A 16,194-nucleotide genomic window follows, 5' to 3' on the forward strand; every position below is an offset into this window, starting at 1 on the left:
GGTGCCGTGTCCACTGATTAACGGTTGTGCAACGAGTGACTCTCGTGCAAAAGCTGAATAGTTGGCAGTGACTGAGGGAGATCGAGCCACGAATCGGAAATTCTGTTCTCTTACTATGCTGGCATGTCATCAGACAATGTTTCGGCGGCGTATGGAAAAGAGAGAATAGACGCACTGGGACTAGACACGCCAGTTCGTCAGTCCACGACTGTTTCGAGCGGGATCGTTGGGGTCTGGCGGCGATAGTACGTGTACTTTGATTCCGCCCACTCTCGTGCTTCGTGCGAATCGGTATCAACCAGCACACGAACCGTCACGCTGTCAGGATCGTGACCACATATCGCGATCCGGTGATCGAAGATACAGATTCCATACGGCGGCAGGTCGTCGTGTAACCAGATCGTGAGATTGCCACTTGCCAGGGTTTTAGAAGACAGTTCGGGGTAAGTCGAGCGAATGTACTCGGCGACGCTTGGCGGATCGATGATCTCCGCTTGCATGCCGTCGATGACCCGCTGACAGAACTCGTCTCGACATGGCTCGATGAGAGCGAGATCGGACCCGACGAACCGGAACTGGTCGGTTTCACCGATCAGTTCACGGAATCGGTTTATCGGGCCATACGGGTTGTCAGCTTCGGCGACCGTCACGACCGCATCGGAGCACATCTCTATCGTGAACCCACTCTCTTCGCCTGGAAGCCACTGCCAGACGTCGCGGAGGTTTCGCTCGATTTCGACCCGCTCAATTAACTCCGCTACTGCGGATGCGATGAACGTACCCAGTGGTGACGCTTCATACTGGTATCCATTTCTACGGATCCAGTTGCGCTCTTCGAACTCGCTCAGTGTCCGCCGAATCGTTGACGACGAGACTCCAGTCATCTCCCAGAGCTCTGATCGGCTCCGCGGACGGACAGTTAGAGCGATGAGCGTTGGAGCACGGTGTTCGGACCGCGCGAGATACGAAATATCGTCGATTGGTGAACCCGTACTCGATCCCATGCTAGTCTTACACATGGTTCCGTAATAATCATTTGCACTCCTCTAGACAGAGATAGGACATCGAGCTTTGCCTATCGCTGATAATTGGCTGACAGCCGTGGAACCTCTCGGATACAAAATTCTCATCTACAAGATTGATCTGAGAATTCAAATTACAATTTTGTAATCAATTCTTTTTATCCGATTAAGCAACCAACACCGGTGATGCGACCACAGGATGCCTTCCTCGTGATCGAAGCACATTGAGTATTCCTACAACTGTTTGAACAATATTCACACAGGAACAGCATGAAGAACGTCTCTCGCGTCCTTTCTGGCCGTTAGATTGACATCCTCCCGCGCCTGAAGACGCGGGAATCCCGACCGCAGTTGAGATATTAGGGTTTACGAGCCCACGTGTTATCGCGGTGCAAAGCAACCGCTCTCTGTATCGAACACGAAAGTCGATGGCTGTGCCAACCAGCCGTTACTCCTATCGCCGTCCCCAGAACGCTTCGCGTTCTGGTGTGCGGACGAGACGCTGTGCGTCTCGTCAACGCCATCCGTGGCGAGACTCGGAGTTACTTTCCGCCGAATGTTCTCCGCGCCGTTCACGTCCGCATTGGCCAACGCTACACGGACTTGCATTCTCAATCCAGTCAGCGCGTTCTCGAAGAACTCGCTGAAGCGTTCAACGGCTGGTTCGGCAAGCGTCGGAACGACGACCGTGCCCGACCGCCCGGCTTCCGTAAAAACGGAGACTCCCACCCACGTTCAACCGTGTCGTTCAAAACGGCTGGCTTCAAGCACGACGCACAGTTCACCCGTGTCCGTCTCTCAAAAGGCCGTAACCTCAAAGAACACCGTTCGGACTTCATTCTGTGCGAGTATCAGACTCGCCCGGACGTTGACCTGACCGACTGGGACATTCAACAGGTTCGCGCCGTCTACAAGTGCGACGAGTGGCGACTGCAATTCGTCTGCCGAACCACCATCAACCCGGAACCGCCGGGCGACGAAGTGGCCGGTGTTGACCTCGGGATATGCAACTTCGCCGTCGTCTCGTTCGGCGGCGAGTCGGTGTTGTACCCCGGTGGCGCACTCAAAGAGGACGAATACTACTTCACGAAGAAGAAAGCCAAGTGCGACGATTCCTCATCCCGAGAGGCCACTCGTCTTGATCGGAAGCGGACTGGTCGTCGGACGCACTTCTTGCATACCCTCTCGAAAGCAATCGTGGAGGAGTGTGTCGAACGGAGTGTCGGGACGCTTGTCGTTGGCGATCTCGGTGGTATCCGAGAAGACGACGAGAACGGCGAATCCCGTAACTGGGGCGACCACGGCAATTTCGACCTGCATGGATGGGCGTTTGACCGCTTCACGACGCTCCTTGAGTACAAGGCGGAAGCCGAAGGTATTGACGTGAAGTTGGTGTCTGAACGCGATACGTCGAAGTCGTGTTCGGCGTGCGGCCACACAGACGATACTCAGCGTATCGAACGCGGGTTGTACGTGTGTGAGACGTGTGATACGGTTGCAAACGCGGACGTGAATGGTGCGGAGAACATTCGGCGGAAAGGTACTCCCGAGTCTTGCCTGCGATGGGGGAGATAGGGATAACGGCTGGTTGGCACAGCCAGCGGTTCACCTGTTCGACTGTAGTGAGGGCCGCTTCGCCCCACGAGAACAGGTTGCTAACCGCGAACCCTAATATCCCAACTCAGCGGTGCGGTGCCGTGGGATTCCCGCGTCTTCAGGCGCGGGAGGATGTCAATCAGTTCGAGGGGGTCGACGGTTTATGCTCTTTCAGTTGCTGAACTTCAGGTAATCGTCGGGGCATCCCATTCACTGTTGAGTTCTTGAAGCCGCTCGTACCGCTTTTGAGAATCTCATCTATCGACTGCGTGAAAGTCCCTGACTCGCCATCTCCTATGCTACTCGTCGTCGCGCCAGGACCCCCAGACCTCACGGTACTTCCCGAGCTCCCGATATTCCTTCTTGCGCTCGAAGACGTCGATGGCGTAGATTTGCTCGTTATCTTTGTCCCAGTCGATCAGCACGCGGAAGTCACCGACCCGGAGCTTGTACCCTGGGTGGTTCTTCAGTCGGTCGAGAAAGTGGTCGGGAAAGTCCCTTATGCCTTCGAGTTTATTGATAACGCGCTTCGCATCTTCTGTCTCGAACTGTTCTACCGTCGAAAAGAATGCCTCTGTCAGAATAATGTCGTGTGGCACTCGACAATCCTCACTCCTCGCTGTCGTTGTCGATGCCGAGTCGGTTCTTCGCTTCCGAGATCGACATCGTCCGTCCCGCGGCCACGTCCGCGTAGCCTTCGGAGACGCCTTCTTGTGCCCCGGGTGTTAGGATCGGCTCCGTCGTGTCGCGAAGCACCTCGCGGATGAACTCTGATCGATTAGTATAGTTTAGTTCCTCCGCTAATTCATCAAGTTCCTCCAGAAGTCGTCTGGGAACTTTGACGTTGAGTTTCACCATGTCGCCGTTGTCGCCTGTATCCGTGCTCATGTATCGTGGTACGTGGGTGGTACTGATAGAACTATCGCTGCTAGTAGTGGTGGCCAAGTTCTGCCTCTTTGTCCGCCACTGTCGGTCCGAAAGGACAATTCGTGGTGAACTACCGCTGTTTTCCCGTTACTCAATTGCCTCCAGCTGTTTGATAACTATATGTGCACTCGAGCGAATACGCTCGAAACGTTCACTCACCGTTTCAGGTTCGTCGCCTTGCCACGCGGCCAGGTAAAACGCCGAACCGCTCGTATCGAGTCCGACGTATCGACCAACGATGTAGGCGACTGCTTCGGCTTCGACTTCGCGACTCGCGTGCTCGCCCTTGCTGAGATCATCTGCGTGCAACAGTGCATGGGCGTATTCGTGCACGAGCGTCGTCGCGAGGTCAGCTAGGTTTGTACGCTCACGCACTTTCACGGTAGGTCGGCTGTCACTGTGAAACTCACAGACGCCTTTGGCCGAACCGAAAGGCCACGCTTCCTTAGATACGATCGTCACCTCGATATCGAGCGCGTTCCCTGCCTTATAGAGCAGTGGAACGATCTCGTGAGCATCCCCCGTTGTTTCGGTCTCGAGCGACGGGAGCGCCTCGCCTTCCGTCTGGGAGATATCGAAGACTGGAACGGGCTTGAATCCGACGAGGCCTTTCGACCACTCCTCTGGAGGTGTTTCGGTGTACTCACACCCAGTACTCGAGTGACGCGATTTCGAGAGCCCACACGACGGGCATTTTCGAGCCGTGATCGGTGCCCAGATCCAGATTGCTCGTTCTCCTTTCTTTACCTGCCTGTCGAAGTTCGTTTGCCAGCTTCGATAGCCGGCGACGCGTGTTGCCGTTGGACACTGCTGGGCGATCAAGAGCGTATTGCGGTGCGAATAGTCGTGAAAGCGACTCTGTACCTCGAGCCAGTGTTTAAACTCCTCACTTCCTCGTGCTTCGCCGATTAGGTCGACGAGGTCGCTAAGCCACGATTCAATCGTCTCGTTCATCTCGTCGTGTCGAGTTTCGGTATCCTCGAACGACGCTACTGTGGGTTGTTTCGTTGCCATTGGTCGAACAGGCACACCGAATGGAGTGCCCTCACCCGTGAGGGCACACAATAATTGCTCGAACTGCGAGCGAGATGTTCGTAACGCCGATGGTCGCTCAAGTGGGCAAAACAGAGCTGGCTGGAACGACGGTCAGCTCAATCGAGCTGTTGCAAAAGTTGGGTCACATACGGACTGTTGTCCCAGCTCCGGTGTGGACCGATCACGGTGATAAGAGCCCGTGCTTCCTGGTGAGTCATGTGGCCAGCACGAGCGTACTCAGTAATGAGCCGCGGGGTGGGGATAATTCGTGGCCCAGTAAGTGCTGCATGGACGAGCGCGAAATTCGTGCCGCCGAACTCGTCAGTGAGAAAGCCATCGACGCTGAGTGCATTTGCGAGGACGATACCGTCCGTCTCACCATCATCAAGTCCAAACGTCGGTCGAGAATCTGGCGTCTCTGCCCGCTGGTAGGGATCTTCGACAGTATAGTGGTTCTGTGCGGCGAGTACGTTGCTAGCCGCCGCTCCGTGGATGTCCTGATACTGGGCGATATCACGGAGTTCAGAGACAACTTCGGGTGGGACAGAGACGGTACACGATGTCAGCAGGTACTGGAGCGCATCCGGATTAGTGCCGCTGTCATATCCTGCATCGGCGCGAGGAACACCGAGGCTCACAAGTGCACTCGTATCAGCGACCACCGTTCGTAGCTGAAGCTGGCCGCTCATCGCTCGTCGACATCGTCAGACACGTTCTCAGGATCGACGGTCCCGGCATCCCCGTCATAGATGTCGACGTCATCGGGCGCAGCGAGGTCGAACGGCTCGCCCTCGAGATCTGCTTTGAGGAGACGGAGTTGCTGGGCAGTTTCGGCACCGACTAACTGTTTGACCGTCTCGAAGTCCAGTTGCCCGTTGTAGTACTTCGTCGCGACCAGATTTTGGAATGTCTTGCTCTCAGCCGTGTCCTCGATGTACTCACGGATGGCGTTCACGAGCAGATCGGTACGGTCTTTATCGAAGAGATCAGCGATCGCGTCCAACCGGTCGACAAGGTACTCTGGAGATTGGAAGTGGACTCGTCGGGGATCGTCACTTGCACTCATATCATGTGCATGTTCTGCACACGAACGGATAATTGTTTCTCCCGATGCACATAGATTGCACATGGATGCCGGGTCGATTCGCACACGATTCGGCGTCGGCAAAACCACTTGCTTCAGAGTTTGTCAATACGTTGTTCGCAGAATTGCAAAGGAGGAGGCCCATGACTTCAGTCGTGGGTGAATGACTGCTCGTTTCGTTACTCGTCGTTGGTCAATCGGGAATATTTGTCCCAACGTTTATTCGGGTTGCCAGCCTGTTATGAACAATGGATGTATTCAGGAAGGCCGGGGAGAAGTTCGAAGAAACGAAACAGTCGTTCATGGAAGGTAAGGATACGTCGTACGTATGTCGGTCCTGTGAGGAGCCAGTGGACGATGACTACGATCACTGCCCTCACTGTGGCAAGGAGACGGTCGAACCGGTCGAGTGAACTCGGTAAGGGGGCTGAACGGTTCCTCTGTAGTCGCCCGCTCAGTTTGTTGGATAACGGAATAAGGATCCCTTCAAGAAAGGGTAGAGCGTTGAATTGGTTGGAATATAATTTCACACACAGGTCAACGAGCCACGCTTATCGGTTGTAATGATAGTCACACGAACTCGAATACGAATTTAATACGACCTACTCCAGTTACGGAGTATTGGAGTTACTCGAACACGGCCGCTCTATCGCAATCTCCAGAGTGACGACGTCGCGTTTGATGGCGACTCCGTAGCTAGCAATGGCGACTGAAAAACACACCACGCCGCCTGCAGAGTCAATCTCGATGGGCGAAGAAACAGAGCCGAGTTCTGAGACCACATCACAGGGTGACCTCGAGACAGCCGCTGACAGCGATGATCGCCCGCCTGAGACGTCGAAAGAGAACGAGACGACAGACAGTTCGCTCGAAGAGACGCCACGCTCGCGAACGTATCTCGAGATCCGACCGTCGACGAACTCGCTGGAGTACGGTGCAGTTGCCCAGGCGATGGAGTTACTCTACAGGCGACTCGAGGATCGGACGGCAACAGGCGTGTTGAACTCGCTACGCGGGCGTTCGAACACGCCAGTCGTCGAGATGCTTCTCGTCTCAGATGGGCACACGGATACGAGTATTCGGTATCGGATCGGGACGACTGACGACGACTTCCTCGATGATCTCGAAGGTATCTGTCGGACGGTCGTTCCGAACTCGTACGAACTCACGCGGGTCGAGTGGCATCCACGCGATCTCGAGGTGGTCCTGAACGCTCCCGACAGTGAGTTGGACACAGGGTCAGATGAACGAGTCTCCACCTCAGATCCGTTCGTCGCCGGCGTCGAGTATCGCGGCCGGGCCCAGTTACGCCGCGATTGGCTCATGCCGTTCAGGTCGTTCGACGAATTGGGTACTCGATCCTCAACCCGGTCCAGACAGGAGCCTCGACACGCTGACTCACCTCGTGTTCCGCTTGCAACGCTCGTCGAAACGCTCTGTGAGAGTGACGTCCCAGTCATCTACCAGGTGGTCTGCCGACCGGCAGGCTCTCTCCAACCGCTCGCGGACGAGTATCGATTCGAACTCGAGAGCGAGGTTGTCACGAGTGGTGATCGACTCTCAGAGTTCCTCTTTCCGCGACCAGCACCAGAAGAGCGCACAGAGCCCCGGGAGGTCACACCGGCCTATCGAGACCGCCTCGAGGCCCTCGAGCATCGTGATCACAGACACGCCTTTCAGGCGTCCGCTCGAGCGGTTGTACTCTCCAGGGACGACCCGGAGACGGTGACCAAGGTCGCACACAACCTTGCAGGGGCGCTGTCCCATCTTAGCGGGGACTTTCACGAAATTGCGGGCCACGTCGTCACCGACGACGATTTTCATACGGGTCTCACCCCGCCTGGCACGCACCTCTACGAGACGCTCATCGACCGAACCTGTCTCGAGCCAACGTACGACGAACTCGGGAACCGTTTCCCGTGGAAGTCACACGAGAGTTCAGGAATCGTCGTTTCCGCCACGGAACTGCCCGTGTTCTGCCTGCTGGACGGTGGTGGGCTTACTGCACGCGGACAGCGAGCCCTCGAGGCACGACATGCAGAGCGAACTGGACTCCCGCTTCCGGCCCCGCAGCAACTTGCTCGTTACACGGGGGCTGGACAGGCGCTGTGCCGTCCGTTGACTGACGATCGCCAGCCAGCTGGTGAGCGGTTCGTCCTCCCGCCCGAGTTGCAGGACCGGCATCTGTTCATCGTCGGTGATACTGGCTCCGGGAAATCCGTCCTCACGGCTGGGGCCATGCTGTCCAATACGACGGCCACAGCTGGCCCGGAGATCCTGTTCGACTACAAAGGTGGGGGAACGGCCGAAGAATACCTTCAGGCGCACTACGCGGCCGCTGGTGGCCTCGATGCCGACACCGTCCAGTACTTCGATCTCACGAAGATGCTCCCTGCGCTCTCGCTGTTCGATATCGGCCCTCTTCTGGATGCGGGTCTCTCTCGAGAGGAAGCCCGATCACGGATTGCGGGGCACTACGAGGAAATTCTCGCGGGGCTCCTGGGCGAAGAACAGTATTACAGCGCTACCGAATCGACCAAAGCCATCCGTAATCACCTCCGGGCGTTGTACGACCCCATCCATGGTTCGGATGCGATCTCCCACAAGGATCTCTACAGCACGCTTCAGCGAACGCTGAGCGATCGAACACCGCCGCCGACCTCAGACGAACGCCTCACGGAGTACTTCGCGGGATTGCTCGAGCGCGATCGCGACGTCTTCAATATGGTCCTCGGTGGGGCCGTCGCTCGAGTCGAGACGATTGCCACGGACGATCGACTGGCACCGCTGTTTGATTACGTTCACCTCGAAGATCCGGACGTTGAGCACGAAGACTCAGCCCAGGATGCTGGTCGCGAATTACGTTCTGAAGAAGCGATACAAATAAAATCAGAACGTGACTCAGATCAGATTCGAAATCCACACTTCGATTTTATCGATGTTATCGACGAAGACAGCGTAGTCATCTTCGACTTCGGTGGCATGGAAGAGCGAGTCAAGCGAGCACTCACGCTCGTCTTACTCTCCAATATGTGGAGTGCGTTGAAAGCCCGTGCTGAAGCTCCGGATACACCACCGAACCCACCGCAGGTCAACCTGTATCTTGAGGAAGCGAAAGACGTTGCGGCCACCCAGTTGGTGGATACGCTGCTCTCCCAGGGCCGGTCCTTCGGCCTCTCGATCATGCTGGGCGTCCAGTTTCCGAGTCAGCTCGATTCGCCCGATCCCTCGAATCAGACGTACGAAGAGGCGCTCAACGAGATCGGCACGCTCGTCGTCGGCAACGTCAGCATCGAAGACGACCTCGCGAAGACGCTAGCGACTGATGACGTCCAACCCCACAAGGTAGCGCGACGCCTCGCTGCAATTCGTCACGGTGAGTGGCTCATCCGCCCCGCTGCCGAATTCGGCGCGCCACCGGCACGGCCGTTTCTCGGCCGTTCGTTAGCTCCACCACGCGGCCATCCAGCGAGCGATGAGCCACTGACGGGCGAGCAAAAACGAGCCTTCGACGCGGCCTTCGAGTCCATCACTCTCGAGACCTGGAGACGCTCGGGTCTCGGTCACGAATCGGAACCGACCCAGGCTACTCACACAGATTCATTAGACGATTCTGACGGAGACGAATCAGGGCACGATGAATCGTCGCTCCGCGTCGACTCCCTTCTTCCCCATACGAAGCGATTTCCTGACTGTGTCGTCTACGACGAGGCAATCGACGCACTCTGTTGTGGTGAGTGTGAGAATCGCTACGACCCAACGATCGAGGGGATGAAGCGAGCGATCGAGTGCTGTCACTCCCTCGAGGACGTCGACGCCGACGATATCCCGGTCTGTGAAATCAATCTCAAACTCACGCCAGCCGAGCGCGAAGCTTCCGAGTGGAGTGATCGACAACTGCTGTTCTTACAGGCAGTCTACAACGCCCAGCAGCTGCGATATGATCCCCTCGAGTACGACATCCTCTCTGACTCGATGCTCAGGCTCCAGGAGTACGTCGGCATCGACAACGACGATATCACACCACTGCTCGATGCAGACGTCCTTCGTCACGATACCGACCATCCACATCGACTCTATACCGTTTCATCAGATGGTCGCGACGCCATTGGGGAGAGCTATCGACGCGGCGTCGACTATGGCCACGGCGCTGGCGACCTCGAAGAGTCCAGCCAGCACGTCTTCGGCATCGAGGTGACTCGCCAGTATCTCGAGGCGGCGTACGCCCAGAGCGCTGACTCGAGCGTTACAGAGGTGATTCCATACTACGATCTCGACGATCAACACCGCCTCGATCTCGCAGGTGTCGACGCCGATGGCGAGATCGTCGTCACCGCCGAAGTCGAACGGATCAATAACGATTATCACCGGGCCGTTCCCGAAGACTTCGATAAAATGGCTTCGTGCGAGCCTGAGGAGGCGATATGGGTCGTTATGAGACAGGCCGATGGCCACAAAGTGCTTTCTGCGCTCAACGATCCGTTAGAGGGTGAGCCTCGCGTCGAGAAGACCTACGCCAAGACGACGCCACCCCAGCAGTTCCGCATCGATACCCCGGGAATGACTGCTGTTTACCCTGCAGACTGGCTTCGAGAGCAGTATTGATCGAACAGGTCCGTCTGAGGGACGAACGCCAACGCTGTTCCTTTGAACCAAGAAGGATGCCGGTTACCAGTTCACATATGGTTTTCCCTCTACTCCACAGTAGATGGGATTTTACCGATAGGGCGTGTGTATATTGTTATGAGCGAGAGTAAGCGTGATGAGCGAGGACGGTTTACCCCCATACACTCCGAACGCGATGTCCTCGCAGCGGTCGAAAAACACGAACCTGCGGGGACAAGTGAAGGACCGACTTGCCGATAAGCAGGTGATGGCGAAGTACAAATACCGTGGAGATGAGGCCGAGCGTAACGACCCACGGGAGTTCTGGGGATTCACCAGCTACGGGATCACCCTCGTAGATGAGTACAGCTACCTCCGGTACGTCCCGGTTTTGCGTGCCCTACAGGAAAATCTCTATTTCACCGAGAAAATCGAACGCCGTCAGGATGCGCCGCGACCAGACTTGCCAGAAGACGTTAGTGAAGCCCTCAAAATTCCAGAAATCGACGACGAAACAGCGGCCATTATCGATGACGTGCTCGCTGCCCGAGAACAGGGTGGCAGCCAGCTATTCGATGCTCCCCCTATTGAGCCGGATGAAGATGTTGAAACCAAAGACGGTGCAGACCGGCCTCTCGACGAACTCATCTAGTCCTCTGATTGTTGTCGAATTATAAAACAGGCCGGTGGTCAGAGGGTGGGTTCTGCAACCATCGATCCTCCGGAGGTCCTTGAGTCGAGAAAACCTACGCCAAGACGCCGCCCCAGCAGTCACGCTCCTTCTGACAGCAACTCGGGAGTTCATCGAGTCTCTGCAAGATACAGGGCGCGGAGCTTGCAGAAACTGGTAATGGATCGTCCACATCGCAACCTTCCTTCCCAGTCACTACCTCAACGCCATGCCGACAAGAGCCGCTTTTCGTGGATAGCGGCCCTCAACGGAACGGACTGTCCCAGTCGCCGCCGTGGACGAGTTCCTCGACGTTCTTCCGTTGGCGAGTATCGGCCGAACTCTCGACTTGCTCATCCATAGGATGGCCGACAACGATCGCGCCGATGGGGTCATACGCCTCAGGCACGTCGAAGGCGTCCCGAAGCGCTGGCCAGTCCTCGTCAGGGATGCCGAAAAACAGCGCACCGAGTTCCTCGGCGACGGCGGCGTGGAGGATATTCAATGCGGCCATCCCCGTGTCGATATACCAGTACGGCACCGGCCAGCGCGATTCCTCTCGGTCGGTCCACCCCTTGTCCGGCTCGGCGTACCGGTCGAGATAGGCGTCCTTGCAGGCGAACGGTATGACCACCAGCGGTGCCCGACGGATGCGTTCGGGCTGGGCGTTGTGTTCGTTGGTAGCCCAGAAACGCTCGCGATCTTCGGGTGACTCCAGCGCGAGGAAGGTGAAGCCCTGGCTAAACCCGGCCGAGGGACCCTGCAAACCGGCGCTGACGATCCGTTCGACCGTCTCGTCATCGATGGACTCGTCGCGAAAGTTCCGGACCATCCGACGGCGGTGGATGACCTCGTAGTAATCCATACTGGGTCAGTTCGAACTCGCCTGCTATAGTACTGTAGGATGCCGACGTGAAGGGTCAGCTGGTGGGTTCGGTCGGCGTTCTACAGATGAGCAAGGCGAGTGCCTCGAGGCTTGACCCCGAGGCGGTTCACGCCCGCGTAGTTATCGAGGACGACCATCCTGCCTGAATCGTGCCTACGACTCCCGTCCCTACCGTAACCGGGGCAACTACTGTTGCTCGTACTTCGATGGCTAGAACGACGGTAGGTAAAATCTCGTCACGAGGAGTCCGACGGTGAGATAGATCGCTGGCCCGATGAATCTCCAGAACGGATCGTCAACCCGGAAGAGATGTGTCAGGATGGCTCCGGCCATCGTGACGACGATTACCAGTCCGCCGAGAACAGCGAGAATCGGCGCGAACACGAGTCCGACGAGCAAGCCGAGACCCCCAATAGCCTCGATGCCACCAGTAACGAATCGGAACCACTTTGGATAGCCGTAGCGGTCGAAATCCGCTACCACGAGGTCAATACCGATTAGCTTCGCAATGCCCGCAGCTAGCATGATGAGTCCGAGCAACCCTTGCACGAGGAAGATGGCTGTTTCAATTGTGCTCATAGTCTACTTTTCTCACGCGATTCGAATGAGTGTTCAGTCATACCGTTCCGTCCCTCTCTCCGACGAGAGGCACGGGTTTGTTACGCGTGTTGAGACGACGGAGTTCCCCGTGAATATATTCACCTTTTTAAGTCAATAGGAACTCATGCTAAGCCACTCGCCAACCAACTCCGGTGGTATGGTCCGTGTACACCTGAGGGTCGAGATCGGGGCAGACGACGACAACTGGTTGGCTGGTGTCTCGACCGACTTCTCGGACGCCGAGTTCAAGATTCTGACGAGCCAGCCCGTAGACGATGGCGTGCTCGAGCTGATCGAGGTAACGACATCGGAGGGGGACGCCATCGTTCGCCGGTTCGACGACGCACCGGAAGTGCGCTCGTACGAAGTACTCCATTCTGACGACGGGATGGTGCTGATCCAGTTGGTGTTTCCGATGCCGTCAACGTATGAGGCGAGACGTTCGATGGAGATCCTTCCGCGATTTCCGCTCATCATCCGAGACGGATGGGCATCCGGTGTACAAACTGCCTCACAAGAGCAGTTGTCGAAGTTAACTACCGAGCTAGCAGCGGCTCACATTTCGTACGAGATACTGTCGGTAACCCACTCATACGACTCGACCGGACTTCTGACCGAGCGCCAGCGGGAGGTCATCACTGAAGCGGTTGAACGGGGCTATTACGACAGTCCCCGCGGCTGTACGCTCGTCGAACTTGCAGAAACGTTGGGGGTCAACCAATCGGCGGCTAGTGGTGTTCTCCATCGAGCTGAAGGCCGGATTATCAAGGAATTCATCTCGTAGACGACGACAGAGGGAGACGAATCGCTCTCGTCTCATCCGATTGTCGTTGGACACTCGATGACGAATTTGCCGAGAGCGACAGCGCTTGCAGATACTACGTTGCTGCACTCATCCTCAGTATTCAGCACGCGCCTTCTGACAGAATCTGAGCAGGACGTTCAGCAACTGCTGGATAGTAGGAACCTATCGTTCATCAGCGGATTGATCCCTAGCACACCGTTTCCCTGGTCAAATCATAAATCCTGTTCAACCCCTGCAGATGTTTCACGGGGTGGCGTTATGTGACTGGTTCCCATAGTAGAATTGAGGTCAACTAACCCATGGCAGACAGCATATTGCCAGACCTGCAAGTGCTCTCACTACAATTGATGTCTGGTAACCCATTGAGGAGTCATCATGCCTGACACCACACAATCCCTTACCGAACTGCTCGAGTATCCACTGCTTCAGGCCATTTTCGGGCGACGGTCCCGCCGGTTCGGTCGTGGCCTGTCGATTCCCTCGGGACCGCTGGCGTTTGAATCGGACGCTGACCCGCTTCCATTATCCGACCTCGAGCAATCGGCCCTCGTCGCTGCCGGGATCGGGGTGAGCGGGTGGCACTACGGGATTCCGTTCGGTCCGCATCGGCCGGACGAACACACCGACTTCTCGGTTCGGTTGACCGGTCGAACGGCACCGACGGCGGCCGGGATCGGCACACCGGTTCTGTTCTATACCGACGACGACGGCACATACCTAACGAACACCCGGAGCGTCGAACCGAGCCGACTCCGCGAGGCAATGGACCTCGAAGACGACGCCGGACGCATTATGGCAGTGACCAGAGCGCACACTGAGAAACTCGACGACGAGCGGGTGGACATCCCCGCCGAGTCCGGTCACATCCTCGAACCGAACCACTGGTGGACCAACACGCCGGGGTCGACGCTGTTCATGCCCGTCGGCGACGCCAGCGAAGAGATGCTGGCGCTCCTCTGTCTTTTCGTCGAGAACGGCTACGTAATCATGGATGACGAGATCGGTGAACCGGCCGGCGACCTCGGGCCGTACATCGAATCGGGGTTGTTAGACTCCGATAAGGCGTTCCCGCTGTCCTTCCTCGAACGCGCCACCCTGGAACAGAACTGTGCCGAGTTGGCGTTCATGGCACACAACATGGTGCTCACGATGCAGGCGATGGGACTTGGCGGATTGTATTTCGCGGGGATCAACGAGCTGAGCCTGTTCGGTGCCCCGATGCGTGACGATCTCGACGGTCTCGGGTTCCGGTTCGTCGACGATGAGGACTGGACCGTACCGAACCCAGTGGGCCTCGACGACCGGTACGAGGGCCTCTGTCCACCGTACTACTCAGACATGCACGCGGCGGTCGACGAACTCGTCGAGCGGAAGTTCGGACCGGGCGGCACCTACGACCCGGCGACGCCTGGTCCGTGGGAGGACAGCGAGGCGGTGAAGCGCTCGATCGAGCCATACGACGACGAGACGGTCGAGTGTCTCGGCGAGATCGCCCAGTACGTCTACGACAAACACGGGAAGTTCCCGGGGACGGTGCCGACGATGGTGCTGCCTGGTTGCGTCCAGGCACACCATATTGACACGGACTACTACGACGCGTATTTCAAAGCCGGTGCATACCTCGATACCCATACCGAGCACATGCAGCGATGGCACGAAGAGGAAAGCCCGTCTTGATCGCTCTCACATTCGGGAACGATTACACGGAGGACGATCACAGGCATGTCTACTCTATATTCGGCACGCCTGTCCTGGCGGCAATTCAGTAGGTAATGCAGACGCTGCTGAATACAAGGCACGAATGTGCCACGAGATGAGAGGGGATCTACGAGAGTTGGGGATCGCTCAGTACAGGCGAGAATGTTGTACGAGATTCAGTTCGGGTTTCGAAGGTAGTGATCACTCAGAACAGAGGAGGTGCGTATCAGAGCCAGGCATGCCCGACTGGCGAGGCACGGGATGAGTAGGGGCGTATTCATCAGCGACGTATGCGTCCCAGTATCCGGCTTCGAACGTCATCGGCGGAAACGTACGTTTGGTTGTCGGTCGGGCCAAGCACTTCCTCAAGGGATTCCCACCCATCCTGCGTTTCGATTTCATAGTCGCCATATGCCTCGATCAAGTCATCCGTCGTGGTTGGATAGTCATGAGTTTCGAGTGCTTCATCAAGCTCATCAAGCTGTTCAACAGTGTCGTTGGGTATCGGTTCGGCCTCATCGGCCCGGGTACGTGCTTCCTCAACTTCTCGCTCTTGCTGGCGTCGCTCTTCGTCATCTGCTTGTTTGTCCCGGCCCTGTTTGTCATCTGCCATCGCGTACAATAGGAGATCGATTCGGATAACGGTGTGGTCGCTCATCGGTGCGACCGCCTCCACAGACCTCTCCTGGGATCGGTACATTCGTATCCATGTATGTCGGTTGATCCTGCCCAGTTTGGATGAAGTGAACAAGGTCGATGGGCTGACTAGATCCTCTGTATTCAGCAGGCAACTCTTGTAATCTATTGAGGATTACAACAAAACGTACTATTCGCGTTTCAAATCACTCATAATCGGGTTCTACGTCCGGAAGAGTAGGTCTGGTCTCTCTTCGAGGGCCGATTATGAAGATCGTCTAGGAAAGGTTGCACGATAAGAATCTCCCTCGAGCGTATGACTTGTGACCCAATCGTCGAGTAAGAGGCCTCTCGAGGCGATTAGGGAGCGTTCGCATATGTTTTGGTGATTGCCGAGACTGATGGGCGAGCGAGGTCCGTTTCGTGATCGGTACTTGCTGCGTAGATGCAGGACTCGAGGCGTCAAACGTCCATAACCGGCTCGAGACGCGCTCTATGGTATGTTTACCTTCTCGGAAAGTGTCTCAGTCTCATCGGTAATTCCAGTGTTGTCTAGCACCCCAAAACCGATAGCAGGGAACCGATTATGAACTTTTGAATTGTGTACTGGACAGTCACACGTTCGACTCG

The 16,194-nt window shown here is 56.6% G+C and carries 14 protein-coding genes and 2 pseudogenes; 6 read left to right on the forward strand and 10 right to left on the reverse strand.

From position 1 onward, the window contains the following. Positions 1-197: 197 nt before the first annotated feature. Complete coding sequence (locus J1N60_RS06785) at positions 198-1,004, reverse strand: helix-turn-helix transcriptional regulator (protein ID WP_312911744.1); 807 nt, start codon at positions 1,002-1,004, stop codon at positions 198-200. A 399-nt stretch (positions 1,005-1,403) separates the two neighbouring features. After that, a pseudogene (locus tag J1N60_RS06790) lies at positions 1,404-1,610 on the reverse strand (RNA-guided endonuclease TnpB family protein); the annotation flags it as partial. On the opposite strand from J1N60_RS06790, the pseudogene J1N60_RS06795 reads away from it, so the two are divergent. After that, positions 1,611-2,694: pseudogene (locus J1N60_RS06795) on the forward strand (RNA-guided endonuclease InsQ/TnpB family protein); the annotation flags it as partial. A 223-nt stretch (positions 2,695-2,917) separates the two neighbouring features. Here the strand turns inward: J1N60_RS06795 and J1N60_RS06800 are convergent. From J1N60_RS06800 to J1N60_RS06820, 5 genes are all read right to left on the reverse strand, one after another. Continuing rightward, positions 2,918-3,217: a type II toxin-antitoxin system RelE family toxin gene (locus tag J1N60_RS06800; protein WP_312911745.1), complete on the reverse strand. Its 300-nt coding sequence runs from the start codon at positions 3,215-3,217 to the stop codon at positions 2,918-2,920. Positions 3,218-3,227: 10 nt separating this feature from the next. Continuing rightward, positions 3,228-3,506 (reverse strand): type II toxin-antitoxin system Phd/YefM family antitoxin, encoded by a 279-nt coding sequence (locus tag J1N60_RS06805; RefSeq protein ID WP_312911746.1) that lies wholly within the window; start codon positions 3,504-3,506, stop codon positions 3,228-3,230. A gap of 126 nt (positions 3,507-3,632) precedes the next feature. After that, entirely contained in the window at positions 3,633-4,559 is a 927-nt protein-coding gene (locus J1N60_RS06810) for an ArdC-like ssDNA-binding domain-containing protein (protein ID WP_312911747.1), read from the reverse strand. 137 nt (positions 4,560-4,696) lie between these two features. Further along, positions 4,697-5,269, reverse strand: a complete 573-nt coding sequence (locus J1N60_RS06815) for a hypothetical protein (RefSeq protein ID WP_312911749.1) — start codon at positions 5,267-5,269, stop codon at positions 4,697-4,699. After that, positions 5,266-5,646 carry a hypothetical protein gene (locus J1N60_RS06820; protein WP_312911751.1) on the reverse strand — a complete coding sequence of 127 codons (381 nt, stop codon included), beginning with the start codon at positions 5,644-5,646 and terminating at the stop codon, positions 5,266-5,268. Before J1N60_RS06820 ends, J1N60_RS06815 begins: the two co-directional genes overlap by 4 nt. Before the next feature lie 266 nt (positions 5,647-5,912). Here J1N60_RS06820 and J1N60_RS06825 point away from each other — a divergent pair, with 266 nt between their 5' ends. The 3 genes from J1N60_RS06825 to J1N60_RS06835 all read left to right on the forward strand — a co-directional run bounded on the left by J1N60_RS06825 (position 5,913) and on the right by J1N60_RS06835 (position 10,921). Next, the gene (locus J1N60_RS06825; RefSeq protein ID WP_312911753.1) at positions 5,913-6,077 is read left to right on the forward strand and encodes a hypothetical protein; all 165 of its coding nucleotides are present in this window, start codon (positions 5,913-5,915) and stop codon (positions 6,075-6,077) included. Between the two features lie 334 nt (positions 6,078-6,411). Beyond that, the gene (locus J1N60_RS06830) at positions 6,412-10,269 is read left to right on the forward strand and encodes an ATP-binding protein (RefSeq protein ID WP_312911755.1); all 3,858 of its coding nucleotides are present in this window, start codon (positions 6,412-6,414) and stop codon (positions 10,267-10,269) included. A 157-nt stretch (positions 10,270-10,426) separates the two neighbouring features. Next, positions 10,427-10,921 (forward strand): hypothetical protein, encoded by a 495-nt coding sequence (locus J1N60_RS06835; protein WP_312911756.1) that lies wholly within the window; start codon positions 10,427-10,429, stop codon positions 10,919-10,921. Positions 10,922-11,204: 283 nt separating this feature from the next. On the opposite strand, the gene J1N60_RS06840 is transcribed toward J1N60_RS06835, so the two are convergent. Both J1N60_RS06840 and J1N60_RS06845 read right to left on the reverse strand, forming a co-directional pair. Next, a complete protein-coding gene (locus J1N60_RS06840) occupies positions 11,205-11,804 on the reverse strand; it encodes a nitroreductase family protein (protein WP_312911758.1) in 600 nt (199 codons plus the stop codon). A 231-nt stretch (positions 11,805-12,035) separates the two neighbouring features. After that, a complete protein-coding gene (locus J1N60_RS06845; protein WP_312911760.1) occupies positions 12,036-12,404 on the reverse strand; it encodes a DoxX family protein in 369 nt (122 codons plus the stop codon). Positions 12,405-12,582: 178 nt separating this feature from the next. Here J1N60_RS06845 and J1N60_RS06850 point away from each other — a divergent pair, with 178 nt between their 5' ends. Continuing rightward, positions 12,583-13,209, forward strand: a complete 627-nt coding sequence (locus tag J1N60_RS06850) for a helix-turn-helix domain-containing protein (protein WP_312911762.1) — start codon at positions 12,583-12,585, stop codon at positions 13,207-13,209. 396 nt (positions 13,210-13,605) lie between these two features. Then, positions 13,606-14,907, forward strand: a complete 1,302-nt coding sequence (locus J1N60_RS06855) for a hypothetical protein (protein ID WP_312911764.1) — start codon at positions 13,606-13,608, stop codon at positions 14,905-14,907. Between the two features lie 301 nt (positions 14,908-15,208). Here the strand turns inward: J1N60_RS06855 and J1N60_RS06860 are convergent, their stop codons facing one another. Then, positions 15,209-15,541, reverse strand: coding sequence for a DUF5789 family protein (locus J1N60_RS06860; RefSeq protein ID WP_312911766.1), 333 nt, complete (start codon positions 15,539-15,541; stop codon positions 15,209-15,211). Positions 15,542-16,194: the final 653 nt, after the last annotated feature.

The sequence above is a fragment of the Natronosalvus caseinilyticus genome (assembly GCF_017357105.1).
In the GTDB taxonomy this organism is placed as follows: Archaea; Halobacteriota; Halobacteria; order Halobacteriales; family Natrialbaceae; genus Natronosalvus; species Natronosalvus caseinilyticus.

Bases quoted from the DNA above. Each gene is read 5' to 3' on its own strand.
- J1N60_RS06860 (WP_312911766.1), bottom strand. From the start codon at position 15,541: ATGGCAGATGACAAACAGGGCCGGGACAAACAAGCAGATGACGAAGAG.
- J1N60_RS06855 (WP_312911764.1), top strand. From the start codon at position 13,606: ATGCCTGACACCACACAATCCCTTACCGAACTGCTCGAGTATCCACTG.
- J1N60_RS06825 (WP_312911753.1), top strand. From the start codon at position 5,913: ATGGATGTATTCAGGAAGGCCGGGGAGAAGTTCGAAGAAACGAAACAG.
- J1N60_RS06850 (WP_312911762.1), top strand. From the start codon at position 12,583: ATGGTCCGTGTACACCTGAGGGTCGAGATCGGGGCAGACGACGACAAC.
- J1N60_RS06830 (WP_312911755.1), top strand. From the start codon at position 6,412: ATGGGCGAAGAAACAGAGCCGAGTTCTGAGACCACATCACAGGGTGAC.
- J1N60_RS06810 (WP_312911747.1), bottom strand. From the start codon at position 4,559: ATGGCAACGAAACAACCCACAGTAGCGTCGTTCGAGGATACCGAAACT.
- J1N60_RS06835 (WP_312911756.1), top strand. From the start codon at position 10,427: ATGAGCGAGGACGGTTTACCCCCATACACTCCGAACGCGATGTCCTCG.
- J1N60_RS06840 (WP_312911758.1), bottom strand. From the start codon at position 11,804: ATGGATTACTACGAGGTCATCCACCGCCGTCGGATGGTCCGGAACTTT.
- J1N60_RS06845 (WP_312911760.1), bottom strand. From the start codon at position 12,404: ATGAGCACAATTGAAACAGCCATCTTCCTCGTGCAAGGGTTGCTCGGA.
- J1N60_RS06785 (WP_312911744.1), bottom strand. From the start codon at position 1,004: ATGGGATCGAGTACGGGTTCACCAATCGACGATATTTCGTATCTCGCG.
- J1N60_RS06805 (WP_312911746.1), bottom strand. From the start codon at position 3,506: ATGAGCACGGATACAGGCGACAACGGCGACATGGTGAAACTCAACGTC.
- J1N60_RS06820 (WP_312911751.1), bottom strand. From the start codon at position 5,646: ATGAGTGCAAGTGACGATCCCCGACGAGTCCACTTCCAATCTCCAGAG.
- J1N60_RS06815 (WP_312911749.1), bottom strand. From the start codon at position 5,269: ATGAGCGGCCAGCTTCAGCTACGAACGGTGGTCGCTGATACGAGTGCA.